Origin of the sequence: Vibrio celticus (assembly GCF_024347335.1) — a bacterium.
GTDB classification, from domain to species: Bacteria; Pseudomonadota; Gammaproteobacteria; order Enterobacterales; family Vibrionaceae; genus Vibrio; species Vibrio celticus.
In genome coordinates this window covers 2,260,944-2,279,525 of record NZ_AP025463.1, presented here as the reverse complement: position 1 = coordinate 2,279,525, position 18,582 = coordinate 2,260,944, and the positions used below count along the sequence as shown (strand labels likewise).

At 43.0% G+C, this 18,582-nt stretch carries 15 protein-coding genes, 1 tRNA gene and 1 pseudogene; 14 read left to right on the top strand and 3 right to left on the bottom strand.

Annotated features, from left to right (window positions below):
- Positions 1-198 precede the first annotated feature (198 nt).
- The 3 genes and pseudogenes from nadA to OCV19_RS10260 all read left to right on the top strand — a co-directional run bounded on the left by nadA (position 199) and on the right by OCV19_RS10260 (position 3,887).
- Complete coding sequence (nadA, locus tag OCV19_RS10270) at positions 199-1,260, top strand: quinolinate synthase NadA (protein WP_017062067.1); 1,062 nt, start codon at positions 199-201, stop codon at positions 1,258-1,260.
- 134 nt (positions 1,261-1,394) lie between these two features.
- Positions 1,395-2,699 (top strand): annotated as a pseudogene (locus tag OCV19_RS10265) (IS4 family transposase).
- A 156-nt stretch (positions 2,700-2,855) separates the two neighbouring features.
- Positions 2,856-3,887 (top strand): potassium channel protein, encoded by a 1,032-nt coding sequence (locus OCV19_RS10260; RefSeq protein WP_065675513.1) that lies wholly within the window; start codon positions 2,856-2,858, stop codon positions 3,885-3,887.
- Between the two features lie 76 nt (positions 3,888-3,963).
- Here the strand turns inward: OCV19_RS10260 and OCV19_RS10255 are convergent, their stop codons facing one another.
- Entirely contained in the window at positions 3,964-4,533 is a 570-nt protein-coding gene (locus OCV19_RS10255) for a UPF0149 family protein (protein WP_065675512.1), read from the bottom strand.
- Positions 4,534-4,671: 138 nt separating this feature from the next.
- Between OCV19_RS10255 and OCV19_RS10250 the strand changes: the two genes are divergently transcribed.
- The 4 genes from OCV19_RS10250 (at position 4,672) to gltS (ending at position 9,596) form a co-directional block, all read left to right on the top strand.
- Entirely contained in the window at positions 4,672-7,158 is a 2,487-nt protein-coding gene (locus OCV19_RS10250) for a hybrid sensor histidine kinase/response regulator (RefSeq protein ID WP_442478159.1), read from the top strand.
- 248 nt (positions 7,159-7,406) lie between these two features.
- Positions 7,407-7,856, top strand: a complete 450-nt coding sequence (locus OCV19_RS10245; RefSeq protein WP_017062062.1) for an L-alanine exporter AlaE — start codon at positions 7,407-7,409, stop codon at positions 7,854-7,856.
- A 180-nt stretch (positions 7,857-8,036) separates the two neighbouring features.
- A tRNA-Ser gene (locus OCV19_RS10240) sits at positions 8,037-8,127 on the top strand.
- Between the two features lie 254 nt (positions 8,128-8,381).
- Positions 8,382-9,596, top strand: coding sequence for a sodium/glutamate symporter (gltS, locus tag OCV19_RS10235; protein ID WP_048612760.1), 1,215 nt, complete (start codon positions 8,382-8,384; stop codon positions 9,594-9,596).
- Between the two features lie 64 nt (positions 9,597-9,660).
- On the opposite strand, the gene OCV19_RS10230 is transcribed toward gltS, so the two are convergent.
- Both OCV19_RS10230 and OCV19_RS10225 read right to left on the bottom strand, forming a co-directional pair.
- Positions 9,661-10,413: a DeoR/GlpR family DNA-binding transcription regulator gene (locus tag OCV19_RS10230; RefSeq protein WP_052879051.1), complete on the bottom strand. Its 753-nt coding sequence runs from the start codon at positions 10,411-10,413 to the stop codon at positions 9,661-9,663.
- 9 nt (positions 10,414-10,422) lie between these two features.
- Positions 10,423-11,127, bottom strand: a complete 705-nt coding sequence (locus tag OCV19_RS10225) for a glycerophosphoryl diester phosphodiesterase (RefSeq protein ID WP_052879052.1) — start codon at positions 11,125-11,127, stop codon at positions 10,423-10,425.
- 273 nt (positions 11,128-11,400) lie between these two features.
- Here OCV19_RS10225 and OCV19_RS10220 point away from each other — a divergent pair, with 273 nt between their 5' ends.
- The 7 genes from OCV19_RS10220 to OCV19_RS10190 all read left to right on the top strand — a co-directional run bounded on the left by OCV19_RS10220 (position 11,401) and on the right by OCV19_RS10190 (position 18,514).
- The gene (locus OCV19_RS10220; protein WP_065675510.1) at positions 11,401-12,414 is read left to right on the top strand and encodes a C4-dicarboxylate TRAP transporter substrate-binding protein; all 1,014 of its coding nucleotides are present in this window, start codon (positions 11,401-11,403) and stop codon (positions 12,412-12,414) included.
- 102 nt (positions 12,415-12,516) lie between these two features.
- Positions 12,517-12,981, top strand: coding sequence for a TRAP transporter small permease (locus OCV19_RS10215; protein ID WP_052879053.1), 465 nt, complete (start codon positions 12,517-12,519; stop codon positions 12,979-12,981).
- 9 nt (positions 12,982-12,990) lie between these two features.
- Complete coding sequence (locus tag OCV19_RS10210) at positions 12,991-14,274, top strand: TRAP transporter large permease (RefSeq protein WP_048612770.1); 1,284 nt, start codon at positions 12,991-12,993, stop codon at positions 14,272-14,274.
- A gap of 35 nt (positions 14,275-14,309) precedes the next feature.
- Positions 14,310-15,095 (top strand): HAD-IIB family hydrolase, encoded by a 786-nt coding sequence (locus OCV19_RS10205; RefSeq protein WP_065675509.1) that lies wholly within the window; start codon positions 14,310-14,312, stop codon positions 15,093-15,095.
- Between the two features lie 762 nt (positions 15,096-15,857).
- On the top strand, positions 15,858-16,841 hold the full coding sequence (locus tag OCV19_RS10200; RefSeq protein WP_065675508.1) for an LPP20 family lipoprotein: 984 nt from the start codon (positions 15,858-15,860) through the stop codon (positions 16,839-16,841).
- Between the two features lie 50 nt (positions 16,842-16,891).
- A complete protein-coding gene (locus OCV19_RS10195; RefSeq protein WP_065675507.1) occupies positions 16,892-17,899 on the top strand; it encodes a hypothetical protein in 1,008 nt (335 codons plus the stop codon).
- 3 nt (positions 17,900-17,902) lie between these two features.
- Positions 17,903-18,514, top strand: coding sequence for a lipoprotein (locus tag OCV19_RS10190; protein ID WP_065675506.1), 612 nt, complete (start codon positions 17,903-17,905; stop codon positions 18,512-18,514).
- Positions 18,515-18,582 lie beyond the last annotated feature (68 nt).

Below are 18,582 nucleotides of genomic sequence, written 5' to 3'. Positions count from 1 at the left end.
GTGCTTAGGCGCCTCTTTTTTATACCTGTTCACTTCCGTTTAGTGTTTACTTCTCTTGCTAGTGATGACAACGCATCGCCTTGTTTATGCGTTTTAAGCATTAGCTAGCCACCGCTTGCAACCAATCCTTTTTGATCCCAATCGCTGTCCTGTGTAGAATACTCGGATTCTCGGAAGAAGTTGCGTAGAGCAAGAGCAATGAGTCATATACTAGATAAAATCGATACAGTTTACCCGTTTCCGCCTAAGCCAGTTCCATTGAGCGACGCTCAGAAACAGGCCCACATCGCAAACATCAAAAAACTACTTCAAGAAAAAGATGCAGTTCTAATTGCACACTACTACACCGATCCTGAAATTCAGGCTCTGGCAGAAGAAACTGGTGGTTTCGTTGGCGATTCATTAGAAATGGCTAAGTTCGGTAACCGTCACTCAGCAAGCACTTTGATCATCGCTGGTGTTCGTTTCATGGGTGAGTCTGCAAAGATTCTTACTCCTGAAAAACGCATTCTAATGCCAACACTTGAAGCTGAATGTTCGCTTGATCTTGGCTGTCCGGCTGATAAATTTACAGAATTTTGTGATGCTCACCCTGACCACACCGTGGTTGTATACGCGAACACCTCTGCAGCTGTTAAAGCTCGTGCAGACTGGGTAGTGACGTCGAGCATCGCTTTAGAAATCGTTGAAAGCCTAGACGCTGAAGGCAAACCCATTATTTGGGGCCCAGACCGTCACCTAGGTTCTTACATTGCAAATCAAACTGGCGCTGACATGTTGCTTTGGCAAGGGGAGTGTATCGTTCATGATGAGTTCTCAGCTGATGCTTTGAAGAAAATGAAATCGGTATACCCAGAAGCGGCTATTTTGGTTCACCCAGAATCACCAGCAAGCGTGGTTGAACTGGCTGATGCTGTAGGGTCAACAAGCCAACTGATCAAGAAAGCAAAAGAGCTGCCTCATCCACAGATGATTGTTGCGACAGACAAAGGCATCTTCTTCAAGATGCAGCAATTGGTTCCTGAAAAAGAGCTAATTGAAGCGCCGACAGCGGGTGCTGGTGCAACGTGTCGTAGCTGCGCACACTGTCCTTGGATGGCAATGAACGGCCTTGAAGCGATTGAAAACGCGCTTGAGAATGGTGGTGAGCAACACGAAATCTTCGTTTCTGACGAATTACGCGTTAAGTCTCTTATTCCATTGAACCGCATGCTAGATTTTGCAGAGCAGCTAAATGTGCAGGTAAAAGGTAACGCGTAAGCGGTTCTTTTATCTAACCAACGAAAAACCAGCCAATAGTGCTTAATGCCGATCAGTTAAAGCCAAAGTGATCGGTTGAACGATCCTTCAGAGCTGTCAAAATCCAAGTGTATTTAATGCACTTGGATTTTTTTATGGATGTTTCTCAAGCTCTAAACATAATTAATGATTGGAAACCTAGCAACGTTGAAACTTTGTCTGACTTGCTTCCAATTGACCTCATCGACGAAGCTTATTCTCTTACTGATACCGTCACGATGAGAAAGAGGAAATTAACTTTAGAATCCATGGTGTGGCTGCTTGTTGGAATGGCTATCTATAACAGTAAATCCATGAAAGATTTAGTGAACCAACTTGATATTGTCGACCGTACAGGTAAAGCTTTGTCGCACCAAGTGCGTTAACTCAACGTCGAAAGACGTTGGGTGAAGACGCAATTAAAGCGGTCTTTGAGCGAATGACTACGTCATGGTTAAAAAGTGCAAAGTTACCCCAGTGGAATGGATTAACGCTTCTTGGCGTCGATGGCGTTGTTTGGCGAACGCCCGATAACCCGCAAAATGAAAAGGCATTTTCTCGACAAAAAGGGACGCAATATCCGCAAGTGAGAATGGTCTGCCAAATGGAACTAAGCAGTCACATTATTACGGCCAGTGCCTTTGATAATTACAATACAAACGAAATGATATTAGCTGAAAAACTGATAGAAACAACACCAAACCATAGCGTGACAATGTTCGATAAGGGTTCTATTCTTTAGGCTTATTACATAAATGGCAAGACTCTGGCTCAGAGCGTCATTGGCTTATCCCCCTCAAGAAAAATACACAATATGACATTGTTCAATCTTTAGGGCGAAATGACAAACTGGTTCAATTACACAGTAACCCAAGGGCTAGAAAGCTATGGCCTGATTTACCAAAGTCGATAACCGCTCGACTTGTCACTCGTAAAATTAAAGGAAAAGACTACCAAGTATTAACCTCCATGACGGACTCCCTGCGTTACCCATCAAAAGATATTGCAGGCCTTTATGAACATCGTTGGGAAATTGAGCTAGGCTACCGAGAGCAGAAACAATACATGCTTGGAAATCGTCTCACGCTGCGAAGTCGTTTACCAGAACTGGTAAAGCAGGAGTTATGGGGCATCTTGCTTACTTACAATTTAATCCGATACCAGATGGTCGAGCTCTGCTTCAATCTAAAGGAAATTACCTTCCTTATCAACTCAGTTTTAACGGCACATTAGCTCATGTATCTGCGTTACTTGTAGGCTTACCTTACTCAACACCAGGCGCAATACCTCGTCAGCTAAAGGGGTTCCACAACATGGCTGAAAGCTTAATACTTGAAGGGCGAAGGGAAAGGACATTCCCTAGAACAGTTAAACCCAGACCACAACGGTATGCTAAGAACAAAAATGCCGTTCACTCTTAAGTGAACGGCATTAGCCAATAGTGCTGGTTTTTTTGTATCTGCGTATAGGCCACCAATATCAATCTTGTGGTCATGTATCTTTTTCTGATGATACATCTTGTTGATATCGCGTATTTTTTCTAGCATGTAACTAAGAGGAAAAGATTAGAGGCTCGAATGATAATCTGGTTACAACTCAAACGCTGGATCAAAGCAAACATCTTTGTTTTGAACGGCAAAAACTTACTGTTCACTTTTCTTGGCTACATCGCTTTATCGTGGTCGATGCTGTATTTGGCGGGTGAAACAGATTTAACCAGTTCGGTTACCGTATTCGCTTACTACTTGGTGGTGACGGCTTCTACAGTTGGTTATGGTGATTTGTCTCCGACCACGGTAGCGGGGCAGTGGATCGTTATTCTATTTGTGATTCCAGGCGGGTTGAGCCTTTTCGCCGCGTTACTCGGTAAAGTGGCGACAGAAGGTGTTGAATATTGGCGAGCGGGCTTGCTAGGAAAAAGGAGAGTTAGAGTGGACAACCACATTTTGATGTTGGGGTGGAATGAGCAAAGAACCATTCATCTCATCCGCATGCTACAACACGAAGAAACGGGTAAACGACCAATCGTGTTATGTACGCGTTCAGATATCGAGAACCCGTTACCCGGTGAAATTAATTTCGTTAAAGTAAACAGCTACACCGATGGCAAAGAGATGGAGAAAACGGGCATTGAGTCGGCAAGTTGCATCCTGATTGATAATCCAGAAGACGATATTACGTTATCTGCGGCGCTTTACTGTGCCAACCGAAATCCTAAGGCACACCTTCTGGTTTACTTTAAAGACGAAGCGTTGAGCGATTTGCTACACAAGCATTGCCCTAACTCAGAGTGTATTCCAGCTGTGGGTGCTGAGATGCTAGCAAAGGCTGCAGTAGACCCAGGATCAAGTGCGCTTCATCAAGAGTTATTGAGCTCAACAAGAGGTATGACACAGTATTCAACGTACTTCCCTGAAGACGCTGAGCCTGTCACCGTCGCGCCTATTTTCTCTGTGTTTAAAGAGAAGTATCAAGCAACACTGATCGCGATTGATACGGGAAGTGGTATTGAACTCAACCCAGAGTTAGATCAAGTGGTCAGCAGTGGTACTAAGCTGTTTTATATTGCCGACGAGCGAATTGGTGACTTCGATTGGAAAGGCTTCTAAAGCGACTATTTTCATCTCGTCTAGAAACTAAAAAGGGCCTCATAATGAGGCCTTTTGGCATGTATAAAGCTAACTTTTATTGAGCTTCAGCCAGTGCAATTCCGCGCTGAGTTAGACCGCAAAGCATTACAGGAACCGCGTTAAAGATCTCTTCGAACTGCTCTAGGCCTTCGATGCCTTGTTCTGCAAGCGTAGCAATTGACGTTTCTGGATCGTAAAGCATGCTCAGTGACAGCAGGACACCGCCAACGAGTGCGTTATCTTCGCTCTCTTCAGGCATTAGTGTTTCCCAATCGTCGCGAGCAATCTGCCAGCCTTGAAGCAAGCCTTCACAAAAATCACGAGCGGCGGTGTTCACCACTTCTTCGTCGTCTAATTGACAAGCTTCAGGCCAAACCCAAGTCCCTTCGATCAGTTCTGGGCGGGTTTTATTCCAAAGCTCGATGATAACTTCAATGTAGCTTTCTAGCTGTTCACCATCCGTAAAAGGTGCGACTTCTTCGCCACCCCATAAGAACGGTAGCCACTCATGCGGGGTTAACACATTCGGTGCCGCTGCCATTGCAGTGACAAAGCCCGTTGTTTTGTGTTCTGTGATTAGCTTTCCTTCCAACTCTGGAAGCGCAAGAATATCTTGTAAAGTCAAAGTGAGGTACCGTAAAAGGGAACAAATTTGCGCTTATAGTACCAATGAACTTGTGCCAATCAAGCTTCAATCTAAAAAGGCTTGATGTCATGGATGATAAACACTAGGTTTAACAGAAAAGAAAACAATAAAAGAATTATGCAGATACGGTCGTCTTTAAAGAAAAAAAGCATGGTAGCGCTTGGATTATACCTTGCGATGTTTATTGCCATTGTCGGTAGTGTGACGTATTACGTCGTAGAATCCCCTGTGCGCGCCAAATTACAACAAAACCTCGACTTGCGTACGCAACTGTTATCCGCATTGATTACAGAGCCACTCAGTAGTTCTCGAGGCTTCGTAGACAGTCTCGTTGGGTTTGCTCAAGCGCATCGTAACGGTGATGATGTTATTCCGCTCTTTAAGTCCATGTTGGCGGCGAGCGACGATACGATTGTCAGTGCCGGTATTTGGCCCGAACCTTATGCGCTTGATTCTAAAAAGCTTCTCAACAGTTACTTTTTTAATAAAGCCGACGATGGAATAATCGACCAGATATATTCTTACAACAACCCCAAAAATGCCCCTTATCAAGAAGAGTATTGGTACACCTCTGTCGTCAACCAAAAACAAGGCACGATCTCTTGGAGCGATGTCTATATCGATCCATACACACACGTTCGAATGATTACGGCGTCTTCCCCTTATTATTACGACGGTACTTTTGCCGGTGTTGCCACGGTGGATCTCTCGCTCGAAGAGCTGCTTGGTTTTATCAAGAACCACGCCGAAGAATACAACCTTGGCATTACGCTCAGAGATAAGCTTAACCAAGTGTTGGTTTCGCATAACTTTAATCTCGTTGAAGGCATTTACATCAGTAGCAATCAATTTGGTGATTTTGGCTGGCAAGTGGATGTGGTGAACTCCAAATCACGGGTAGCAGACGAAGTGTTTCGTCAGGTGATGAGCATCGAAGGCGGTATTGTTCCGCTGCTACTACTTTGTGTCATGGCGGGGTATTACTTATTGAACCGTTATTTGATTAGTCCAATCACAAGGATTGCAGCACAGGTTGATAGCTCGAAAGCGGGCGAAATCATTGATGTGGATTACTCGAGTGATGACGAAATCGGCCATTTGATTAAAACCTTCAACGAAAAGACCATTTATCTCGAAGCTGAAAAGGTAAAAGCTCAGGCATCCACCAATGCAAAAACTGCTTTCCTTGCGACCCTTTCGCATGAAATTCGCACTCCTATGAATGGGGTATTGGGTACCGCTCAAATCCTATTAAAAACGCCTCTAAATTCTGAACAAGAGAAGCATCTTAAGAGCTTGTATGAGTCCGGCGATCATATGATGACTCTACTCAACGAGATCTTAGACTTCTCGAAGATCGAGCAGGGCAGGTTGGATCTTGATGAAACGCGTTTCCCGCTTGATTCGATCATCGGCAGTATTAACAGTGTTTACTACACATTGTCTTCCGAGAAAGGGCTTCAATTCAAAGTATACTCTGAGGTACCTTCGGGTCGTTGGTACTTCTCAGATAAAGCTCGCCTTCGCCAAATCTTGTTTAATCTATTGAACAACGCGGTGAAGTTCACCTCCAGAGGCTTTGTTGAGGTGTACCTGAAAGAAGTGGTTGAGGGGAGTGACACCTATCTAAGCATTCGAGTTCGTGATACCGGAATTGGTATCTCTAAAGAAGCTCAAAAGCGTATTTTCAAACCGTTTGAACAAGCGGAGTCTTCGACCACAAGGCGTTTTGGCGGTACTGGCCTTGGTCTCGCGATTGTGAAGAAAATTGCCCAGTTGATGGATGGCAGTATTACCGTCACCAGTGAAGAAGGGATAGGCACGAGCTTTGATGTTCGCTTGAAGATTCAGCCATGCCAGCCAGGTGAAATCGAGAGCTTGCCACATAAGAAGTTGGACTATTCAGGCTTAAAGGTACTGATCGTCGAGGACAACCGAACCAATACGGTGATCATTGAAACCTTCATGAGCAGTAAAGGCTTTACCTGTAAGAGCGTCGAAAACGGTGAACTTGCAATACAAGCCGTGGTTGCTGAGCGCTTTGATTTGGTACTCATGGATAACCATATGCCTGTGATGGACGGCGTTGAATCAACCACTGCGATTCGTGCTTTGATAGGCGATGTGTCATCGGTATTGGTGTTTGGTTGTACGGCTGATGTCTTTAAAGAGACTCGCGAGCGTATGCTGGGGGCGGGTGTGGATTATATTATCTCGAAGCCGATTGATGAGCGTGAACTGGATGATGCCTTGTTCCGCTATTCAAATAAGCTTTATCAATACCATGAAGTAAAAGCGGATGAGCTCGATAGCCAAGACGTAAAACCACACGATTCGAAAAGTAAAAGCGAGTCACTGCCTAAACCTGATCTTCGAAACAAAGATAACACTGAAGAGCTGTTAGTGACGCTGTATGTGGCGCTAGAAGACAACAACCTAGAACTGATTCAATTTGCACTACAGAGCCTACGTGTCCACGTTGAACCTATGAACAACGCGGAACTTACTGAACAAGTCGATAAAGCGTTAGAGCAGGTTGCTTTAGGATCACCACCTACACAAGATGTCATTAATATCATTACTGTAAATCTACCGATGGCTTAAATGTTGTTTAATTACGGTAAGTAAATGACGAATTGTCCAATATTTGACCTTGGTTGGATTTTTTGGTGAAAGTGACTGCTTTTAAAGTGGTTTTTGGTTGTTAATTTACAACTTGATTTTTAATTTGGAATGTATGACTACTAATCTTGTGATTTAATAGCGACATTATCTGGTGAGGTGCAAATGTGCCTTGTTTATATGTTACTAAATCACTAATTAAGCAGTGATATATTTTAGGTTTGTCGTCAATGAAGTCTCGTGGTCCATTTTGTATTCGAAACGCAGCTGCGGATACATTTGCTATGGTCGTTTTCTGTTTTATTTCTGGCATGATCGTAGAAGTGTTTATTTCTGGTATGACGTTTGAGCAATCTCTTGCTTCTCGAACGTTATCTATTCCTGTAAACATTGCTATCGCTTGGCCTTATGGCGTTTTTCGTGATTGGTTCTTGCGCAATGGTGCAAAACTTTCAGAAAGCTCATTGATGAAAAACTTGTCTGACTTGATGGCATACGTTTTATTCCAGTCTCCTGTGTATGCGGGTATTTTGTTGGCAGTGGGTGCTTCAGGCGACCAGATCGTTACGGCTGTCACCAGTAATGCCGTTATTTCGTGCGGTATGGGCGTACTTTACGGCTACTTCCTCGATATGTGTCGTAAATGGTTTCGAGTTCCAGGCTACTATCAACAAGCTTAAGAAAAGCAACAAGCGTAAGTGCAGCGAAAGAATGAAATTTGGTTTGTTTTTGATCTAATGAGTTAATTTGTAATCGAACAAACCGAAAAAGCCACTTTTTTTGAGAATGCCCCTTGACCAAAGCAAGCAGAATCAATAAAGTAGCGCCTCGTTGAGTGACATGTTCAACACACAATTTGTGGAAGGATGGCTGAGTGGCTTAAGGCGCTCGCCTGGAAAGCGAGTATACGTTTATAGCGTATCTGGGGTTCAAATCCCCATCCTTCCACCACTATTCAAAACCCTAGCAGAAATGCTGGGGTTTTCTCGTTTTAGAGCCCCTATATTCCACCTCATCTGTATATCTCCCTAGTATCCGTTCCTTTAATCATTTCTTTATAGTTATTACCTCTATTAATACCGTCGCAGAATTAACCATATTAGGTGTTTTTATCATCGATAATCGCTTGATTTTTTGGCATGAACCTAGATTATTAATAGTACGCAATATTATGAATAATCTAACTATTAGGAATCCATAACCTCATGACAGAAACCCTCGTTTCTCCAATGCTCTCTTTTACGATCGCGATTTCGTTACTGTTTATCGGTAAAGGTTTGATTGAGCGATCTGAAGTATTAAGAAAGTACTCACTGCCAGAGCCTGTGATTGGTGGCTTTGTCTGCGCGGCGACCGTAGCGGCGCTTTACTATATTTTTGAAATCCAAATCACTTTTAGCCTAGATGTCAGAGACTTTTTGCTTCTCTACTTTTTTGCTGGCATCGGGCTCCAAGCGGATATTAAAACACTGATTAAAGGCGGGCGACCGTTGTTCATCCTACTGTGTCTTGCTGCCATTTTTATCGTGTTGCAAAACGTAGTCGGAATGGCAGTCGCTTCTGGCTTTGGAATGGATGCGAAAGCTGGCTTGCTGTCCGGCTCTGTTAGCTTAATAGGCGGCGTAGGCACAACGTTAGCGTGGGCGCCAATGTTTGTGGAAGAGTTTGGTATTGCTAACGCCCTCGAACTTGGTGTCGCTTCAAACACGGTTGGTTTAATTGCAGCGTGTGTGATTGGTGGCCCGATTGCCAACTACCTGCTCAATAAACACAAAGTAAGCCCTTCTAATGAAGAAGAGGTTACGGTTGGTGCATTCCAAGAGAGTGAAACAAAAACAGAGCTTAGCCACTACGGCGTTCTGTGGGCGTGGTTGATTCTTAACTTAACACTAATGCTGGGTTACAGCTTGAGTGAAGTTATCGACTCGATGGGCCTAAAACTGCCGTTATTCGTTAGCTGTTTAATCGCAGGTATCCTAATCGGAAACGTCGGTCGCGCATTGTTTAAGAAGCGTCGCACGCAAGAGAAAATCGCTCAAGGCCGAAAAGGCTTAGCGATGATCTCTGATATCTGCTTAGGCATGTTCTTAACCATGGCATTGATGGGACTTCGCATCTGGGATCTTGATGGGTTGTTTGGCTACATCTCTGTGGTCATGAGTATTCAGATCTTGCTTTCGCTGTTGTTTACTGTGTTTGTCGTTTATTACTTGATGGGAAGAAACTACGATTCTGTGGTGATATGTTCAGGCTTCGGTGGTATCACTCTAGGCTCGACAGCAACAGCAATTGTGAACATGACCGCAGTAACTCACCGCTATGGCGCAAGCCCACAAGCGTTCATTGTGGTGCCATTAGTGTGTGGTTTCTTTGTTGATTTGATCAACGCGCTAGTGATCAGTTTCTTTGTTGGTATGTAACTTTGTCGGCTAGTTCATAAACGCAGATTTCAAAGCCTAGCGGTGATGCTAGGCTTTGTTGTATTCAAGTATGAGCATTCTCTTCTACTAAGTGTATGTTTAGCTCCGAAGGTAATTGGCTGCTATTGGTGTATATGCGGTCAAAGTCATTCAGTGACGCTACCTTTAGTGCAGCAAAGCGTCCCCATTTACTGGCATCCGCGACGAGCCAGCTTTCGCGGCTGTTCTTAATAATCGACTTGGATAGGTCTGCTTCAACTTGCTCATGCTCCATGGCGAAATGACTGTCTGTTACTGAGCCACACCCACAGATGCCAATGTCAGCTTCAAAATCGGAAAAGAAGTGAACTACGCTACTGCCTACCATGTCTTGGTGTTCTCGTCTGAACAAACCACCGGCCAAATACACTTCGATTTGTTCATTTGCTTCAAGGATGCGAGCCACCTGAAGGTTATTGGTGATCACTCGTAACGCTGGCTTTGCTAACAAATATTGAGCGATGCGAGTGACGGTGGTACCAATCCCCATCATGACCGTTGAACCTTCGGGTATCGCGTCGGCAACCGCCATTGCAATACTGTCCTTTGTCTCTGACTCAACACCAGCACGGAATCTATAGCTAGTGTTGGTGAGCGTAGTGGGTAAGCTCACGCCTCCATGCACTCTTCGCGCTAGGCCTTGCTCACACAGGTGGTTTACATCACGACGAATGGTTTGAGTGGTAACAGAAAAAAGCTCGGCTAAGTGGTCGATCTGTATATCTTGATTAGCCTTAAGCGTTGCGAGTATTTCTTTCTGACGATGGTTCAGTTCCATAGAAGCTCACTAAAATTGGTTTGGTACGTCGGTGATGATGTTATCGACACCAAGGTTGAAATATTTAGCCGCCAATTGAGGATCGTTCAGTGTCCATATTTTAAGAACTGCGCCAGAAGCTTTGATTGCTTTGGCCGTTTTCTCGTCAAGAATTCGGTGGTCAATATGAATGCTGTACAGATCGAGTGATTTGAGTGATTCCAAGCTGAAATCATTCCACACTTCGCAGATAAAGCCTCGTTTAACTTCTGGCATCATCTGTTGGCAAAGGCTTAGTGCCTCCTTTTTGAAGCTTGAGATGAGTAGCTTTTCAGTAGGGAACTGCTTTTGTTCAATCAGTGCCGCGACTTTCTCAACTAAAGGTTGGATAGCCTTATCGTCGTAAATTTTGATTTCAAGGTTCAAAGTCACATCGAGCTCTAGACACTTGTCGAGCGCTTCACTCAACGTAGGAATAGTTGTCCCCGCGAACTCGCTACCAAACCAACTGCCAGCATCTAGCGCCTTGAGTGCGGTTAAATCTAAGTCTGCAATATTGCCCGTTCCGTTGGTGCAACGATTTACCGTCTTATCATGAAAAACCATTGGGGTGCCATCAGCGCTTAACTGGGTATCAATTTCAATCCATTTAGCACCAGCTTTCGCGGCTTGTTCAATACTCACTAACGTATTTTCTGGTGCTAAAGAAGCGGCACCGCGGTGGCCTGTGATCATAATTCAATCTCGGTGTTCATTTGAAAATTCAGGAAACAGTATCTCTACTTTATTACAGATTTATTATCTATCCGCCATATCTGCTTACTTTATATGAGAGCTAGCTTAAGGGTATTGTACAGAGTTTGTACAATAGTGAGACCTTATGCTCACAATGTTCAAATAGCTAAGATTAATGTTCATATGAATGTAATAATTCGCTTACATACTCTACGAAAACTTAATAACACCCTCTATATTTAGAAAACGATAGCCAAGAAAAGGTGATTAGAAATGAAAAAGCTATTAGGTACAGTAATTATGGCGGCAACGCTGCTTGTTGGTTGTGGTGAAGCTGACAAGGCTGGTTCTGAAGCTAAAGATGAGCCGATTAATATCAACATGAGCCTTGTGTTCACTCAAAATGAATTGTTAACACAAGAACTTATTAAAGCGACCGACAAAATTAGAGAAAGAACCGATGGCTCGGTCAACATTAAAGTTTTCCCTGGTGGTCAGTTACCTGTTTATAAAGATAACTTGGAACAAGTGGTTAACGGCGCAAACTGGATCGCTGTAGAGGATTTGACTTACCTAGGTGATTACGTACCTGATTTTGCAGCGCTTGCAGGCCCAATGTTGTACAACACTTACGATGAATACTTAGCGATGATGGACACTGAATTTGTCGCTGGTCTAAAGGCTAAAGCCGAAGAGAAAGGCATCAAAGTACTGAATGCAGACTACATGTTTGGCTTCCGTCACATGATCACTAATAAAGAGATCGTGAACTCTGAAGGCATGAAAGGCATGCGTATTCGTGTTCCACAAAGTCAGCTATTCATTAGCACGCTTTCAGCAATGGGCGCAGCTCCAGCTTCTCTACCATTCCCTGAAACCTATGCAGGCGTTCAACAAGGTGTTGTTGATGGCCTTGAAGGTTCTATCTTGACGATGTACTCAACCAAAATCTACGAAGTGGCAAAGAACATGTCTTTGACTAAACACTTCCTTGGTACTGTGGGTATCTACATTTCACCAACGCTTTGGGACAAATTTACGCCAGAGCAACAACAGATCATCAACGAAGAGCTAGAGGCAGGTGCTGAATCTAACACTGCTGAGCTAGTTAAACTGGATGTTGAATACACTCAGAAACTTGAAGAGCTAGGCGTTACCTTCAATGAAGTGAATTCTGATGAATTCAACCAACTGACTGCGGATGTATACAACCAATTCCCAACATGGAGCGAAGGCATACACGCGACGATCATGAAAGAGCTAGAAACGCTCCGAGCTGCACAGTAGTTCTGCATAAATTAATTAGTTAATGATTACGGCTTAAATATTCTTAGGCCGTTTTATTCCTGAAATACCACGTTGTATTAGGTATTTCACTGGAGAAGTCTTTTGTTTTTATTGAAAAATATTGAAGAAATCCTCGCTTCTATCGCTATTTCGATCACCGTTTTGGTTGTGATCGTTAACGTCGTCTTGCGTTATGGATTTGGCTTTGTTGTCCCGTGGAGTGAAGAGCTGTCGGTTATTTGCTTTATCTGGGCTGTCTACTTAGGAATTAGCTCCTGTTACAAACACAAGCTTCACATGGGAGTCGATGTGGTGGTTGCCATGTTGCCAGAAAAAGCAAAAATCCCATTTAGGCTATGTGTTTCCGTTTTCCTACTGGCTCTGAACATCTTAATGGCTGTTCTGAGTTATCAGTATCTCATGCTATCTAACAAGGTAACGCCAGTAATGGGCGTGTCATATTTTGTTATCAATGGCGTGCTGTTGCTTTGTTTCTCATTGATGGCGATCCACACCGTTCGATTTATCGCGAGCGATGTCGCTTCTCTAAAGCGCTCTTCTAAGTAGGTACGATTCATGGAAAGCTATCTTCCAATCCTTATTCTGTTTGTTCTGTTTCTTTTGAACATCCCCATCGCGTTTTCTCTGATCGCATCAGCGATGGTTTACTTTCTTTTTATTAATGACTCAATTCCGGTGAGCTTGGTGATGCAGCGCTTTATTAGTTCTGCTGAGTCTTTTCCTTTGTTGGCCATTCCGTTCTTTATCATGGTTGGTTCGGTGATGAACTATGCGGGGATCAGTAAGAGCTTACTTGCCTTTGCCGACTCAATGATTGGCCATAAAACTGGTGGTCTTGCTCAAGTGAATGTCGCACTGAGTACACTTATGGGCGGTATCTCTGGCTCTGCAAATGCGGATGCAGCGATGCAATCGAAGATTCTAGCCCCTGAAATGACCAAGCGTGGTTATGATTTGCCATTCACGGCCGCTGTGACAGCTGCGTCTTCAAGTATCAGTCCTGTGATTCCACCGGGTATCAACTTAATCATTTTTGCGTTGTTAGCGAACGTGTCGGTTCATCAAATGTTTATTGCGGGCTACGTTCCTGCATTTTTGATGGCGCTGTCGCTGATGGTCACTATTGCGTTTATCGCGCGTAAACGTCGTTACAAACCTTCTCGTTCGGAGCCTGCGTCTGCCAAAGAGCGTTTTCATTACTTCCTGAAAGCGATTCCTGCACTGCTGATCCCGTTCGGCATTATCCTAGGCATGCGTTTTGGTTTGTTTACTCCGACAGAAGCGGGGGCTATCGCCGTATTGCTTTGTGCGATTATTGGCATCTTCGTTTATCGTCAACTGGGTTTACGTCATATCCCGCTCATCATGCGTGAAACCGTGCAGGGCACAAGTAGCGTTATGTTCATCATTATCGGTGCCATGGTTTTTGGTTACTACATGACGCTAGAGCAGATCCCACACAATGTTGCTTCTGCTTTGATTGAACTTACCGACAACAAGTTAGTCTTGCTGTTGTTGATTAACGTGCTGCTGTTAGTGGTTGGTATGTTCATCGAAGGCGGCGCTGCAATGATCATACTCACGCCATTGCTGCTTCCTGCTGTACTTAATCTAGGCGTTAACCCGGTTCACTTCGGCATTATCGTGATTGTGAATATCATGATTGGTGGTGTGACTCCGCCATTTGGCTCGATGATGTTTACGGTTTGCTCGATTTTAAAAGTTCGTATGGTCGACTTCGTGAAAGAAGTGGCTCCTTTGTTGCTAGCACTACTCACGGTTTTGATGTTGCTGACTTTCTCTGAAAGCTTGGTGATGTTTTTACCGAATTTGCTTTAACACTGTTTAGTGATTGATTATTTAGAGGTGTAGAAATGAATTCGGTATCGAATGAATTGAACCAAAATTGGAAAAAGATAGATTGGGTGTTAACCGATTTGGATGACACCTTAACATGGCAAGGTCAATTGCCACCTGAAACCTTGATTGCGTTAAGTAAACTGCGTGATTCAGGGAAAAAAGTGGTTGCGGTAACGGGCGCTTGTGCTGGTTGGTGTGATCACATTGCTCAGCTGTGGCCTGTTGATGCGGTTCTCGGTGAGAACGGCGCGTTTATTATGGAAAAGAAAAATGGCTATCTGACATTGCGCTCAGATATTCCTTTACCAGAAATCAGTGCCAATCAGGGTAAGCTGAAAGAACAAGTATTGGCAATTTTGGGCGATTACCCAGAGCTCAGTTTAACGCTGGATCAGTCTTACCGACTGTGTGAGGTGGCAATCGATATCGGTCAAAACCGTCCTAAAGTCGACGATGCCATTATCGAAGAGATTGTCTCTAAGATTCACGCGTTAGGTGCTCATGCGACAGCAAGCTCTATTCATATCAATGCTTGGTATGGTGAGCATTCTAAGAAATCGACATCGACCGCTTTTCTTAAGGAGAAGGGGTTATCTGACCAAGAGATACTTGAGCGTAGTTGCTATGTCGGTGACTCGATGAACGACCAATATATGTTTGAAGCCTTATCAAATAGCGTTGGGGTATCTAACATTCAGCACTATTGGCAACGTCTTGAACACCATCCAGTCGTTGTGATGACTCAACCTGGCGGATATGGTTTTGCCGAGTTTACGGACAAGTTACTCGCGCTAAAATAGTCAGACAGACATGCTCAAACCCTTCATAGACAAAAGTGAAACTACCCTTAAGGTGGTATCTGTACTTTCTGTCTATGAAGGTTATTTTTAATAAGGATTCATTGTCTGTTGGTGTTTTATTTGGTTTCTTGGTTCGATTTAAATAGAAACTAAAAATAATTTATCTTCCCACAAGATCTACTTCCCCTCTTTATTTATCCGCTAATGGCCTATATTTCTGATATCCATTTAATTAGACCTTATTTTCATTTTTATCAGTATTAGCATGAGAAATAGACAGCTCATTCCTGTAAATCTCGCGCGATAGTGATTTATTAACATTGTTGTGATTAACGGAATTTCATTTTTTCGAGTGTCTGTCTGGTATCTTTATTTAGGGTAGAGACCAAAATCTGCTGTTAATATCAAATTTGTCATTGAGATCAGCATCTCACTTTTATTGAATGAATATCACTTTTTTAATCAAAGTTATGTGTATTTTTTGAACCGAAATTCGGTTTTTTTAAGACTTTGTTCACGTTTTTATCAATGGAAAATAAAGGGTTATTGTGTAATTTATAATTTACATCAAGTGTCTAAAAATCAAGGTCTTGTATTATCTTTTTTGTTAATTAACGGAGGTTTTGTATGAATTTGATGTGTGAGATCAATAGAAAATAAATATATTTGGCTCAAAAATGAATCAAACTATAAATTTGGTCGTTTGAATGTTTAATTTTGAGGATATAAGATTGCGACAAACTTTTTCGATGTTGGTTCCAAATGTCTTCAAATAAAAAAATAGTTCGCTTTTTCATAGCGCTATTCGCGTTGCTTGTTCTTTCTGGCTGTCAATCTACAAAACCTGAATGGTATCTAAAGCCTAAAGTAGACAGTGACGAGTACATTCATGCAGTTTCTCAAGCGCGAACTCTATCTCATGCTAAAAAAATTGCTGTAAACAACATCAACGAAAAGTTATGGACTCAAGTCGAGTCGTCTTTTTACATGAGAGACACCGTTCGAGAAACCAATGGTAAGGGTTTTTCAAATAGTCTAGTTGATAACAAAGTTAATACTAAGACTGAATCCTTGACCTTAAATGGTATCGAATATGTACAAATGGAAGAGAATGATCTTGGTGCGTTTGTCGAAGTAAGAGTGAAAAAGTCACTCGTGACTCAACAGTTGATTCGCGAAATAAAAGATCTAAACCGTAAATCTCAAATCGAACTTGATGCGCTTTCTCACGAAGATAAATTACTTTGGTGGTTAGACAATCGCAGTGTTTATCAAACTGAACACGATGTTTCTGTGCGTATCGCAATGCTTTCATCTCTGATTCCTAGTTATAAAGCTGACATCAGCGCAATCGAACAGCTGACTATTACACACCAAAAATTAAGCAGCCAAATTAACATCCGTCTCTCTTCAGATAGAGAGTCAAGAAAAGCAATTGAACTGCTGGGGAACCAGTTATCAGAGTTCAACATCGCGACCTCAACTTCAAAGAACAAAAACCAAACTCATGTGTTGAAAGTGGATTCTGAGCGTCGAAGAAACAAAGTCGGAGACGCGTATATTTCAACCTTGGTCTCTAATGTTAAAATTATAAATAAGAAATCTAAAACAGTGTCTCGTAGTGAAATTATCTCTACAGGAAACTCTGTAACTAGCTACAAATATGCCGACGAAGGGGCTGCTCGCCACTTTGATGAGCAAATAAAAGAGAAAGGGATTTGGACTGCGCTGGGCTTAATTAAATAGCGAACCTCTAGTCCTAGAAAAATAAAATAAACATATTCGGGAGAGAATATATGTTAAAGAAAACGTTAATGGCTAGTGCTGTAATCACTGGTTTAACTGGCTGTGTTATCAAGGAAGATGTTGTTTGTACTCCTGATACGCGTGTAGATATTGAAACTGCTGAAATTCAAATCCCATCTTCAGAAAATATGAAGGTTGTTGTTCTTCCTGTCGACATTGATTTTGAAAACTCTGCTTCGAAAAAAATCCAGTCAGCAATGCGAAATGCAATAGAGACCCAGATTGACGAGACAGGTGCAAACCTTGTTGATCGCAAAATTGCCAACAAAGTAAAAGGTGAAATTAAACTGGCCGAGCGGAGCGGTCGCCTAAGCACTAAAGGTGTACCAATCGCCGATTACGCGATTATTACGGAGGTTACACACGCTGACCTAAGTACATCGTTTAGCGAGCGCCGCACATATAAAAACGATGATGGCGAAACAGTGGAAATCGCGCCTTCATGTAGCTACGACTTTGACGTAGAAGCGGTAGCAAAAGTTGTTGTACTGCCAAGTATGGAAGTTGTTAAGCGAATCAAGCTTGAAGGCGACGAGTATTCCTCTACGGAAACAAATAATTCACGTTGTCCTGTTAGTAACGCGACTTATGGCTCCATGGCTGCTAAAGCAGCAGCAGAAGCGGTCAATTACTCTACCGAACTTAACAAAATGCTAGCGGCAAGTGCACCTGTTCTTGAGATGCGCCAATGTGAGGCGGGCACACAAGTACGCATTGCGATGGGTAAAAACCAGAAGATTAAACCAGGCGCAGATATTTTGTTCTCTAACGCTATGAAATCTATGGAAGGCGAAACTGAAATTCACCCAATCGGTGAAGGCTACGTTGTAAATAATGAGCAAAATGCTGTAACTAACAAGTATTCTTGGGTGGTAATTGATGAAGAAGTATCACTGAAAGTTAAGCAAGGAACAATTAGTAAGGTAGATGCATCAAGCATTGACTGCCCTCTGTTGGATCCATCATGTCATGTCGAAAACTTAAAGAACGAATTTTAATTTATGAAAAAACTACTTATTGCAACTTCACTAGTAGCAGTTCTAGCTGGCTGTCAGAGCAACAACGCGACGGTTAAGGAAGCGCAAAACTTCGCTCCATGTACTTTCCCAGATGCACCTACCGTATCTGCGCCGGGTTGGATTTGTGATGTGATACCAAGCGATATCGCTGCAGCGGCAAAAGGCTACTCCAAGAAGAGTGCAGCTGGTATGAGCGTTATGCGAAAAGTTGCAGTCAATGATGCTCGTGTAAACCTTGCAGCTGAGTTTGAAACTGACGTGAGCAACCTATTCCAAGCGGCTACTGAAGGTGTGACTTCTACATCGGCAGCAGAGGGTGTAACGCTAGTGACTGAAGATGTTCAAGAGACATTCGAGAACATCACTAAGACAGTCGTGAATAAAACGCTTACTAGCAGCCGCATTATCGTAAGCCAAGCAAGCCCAACGGGCGGCTTGTACGTTCTAGTCGGTATGGACCAAGCTGCATACGATGCGAATATGAACAAAGTAATTGATGAAGTTGGTGGTGAAGATTCTGCTTTGTGGGATCAATTCAACAATGAGAAAGCGGCAGCAGACCTTGCGGCGGCGTTCGATGCATTGAAAAAATAACCGCGAACGGAACCGCGATTAGTATTAGTGAAAAAGGCCGCCATTTGAGTGGCCTTTTGTCTCTATAC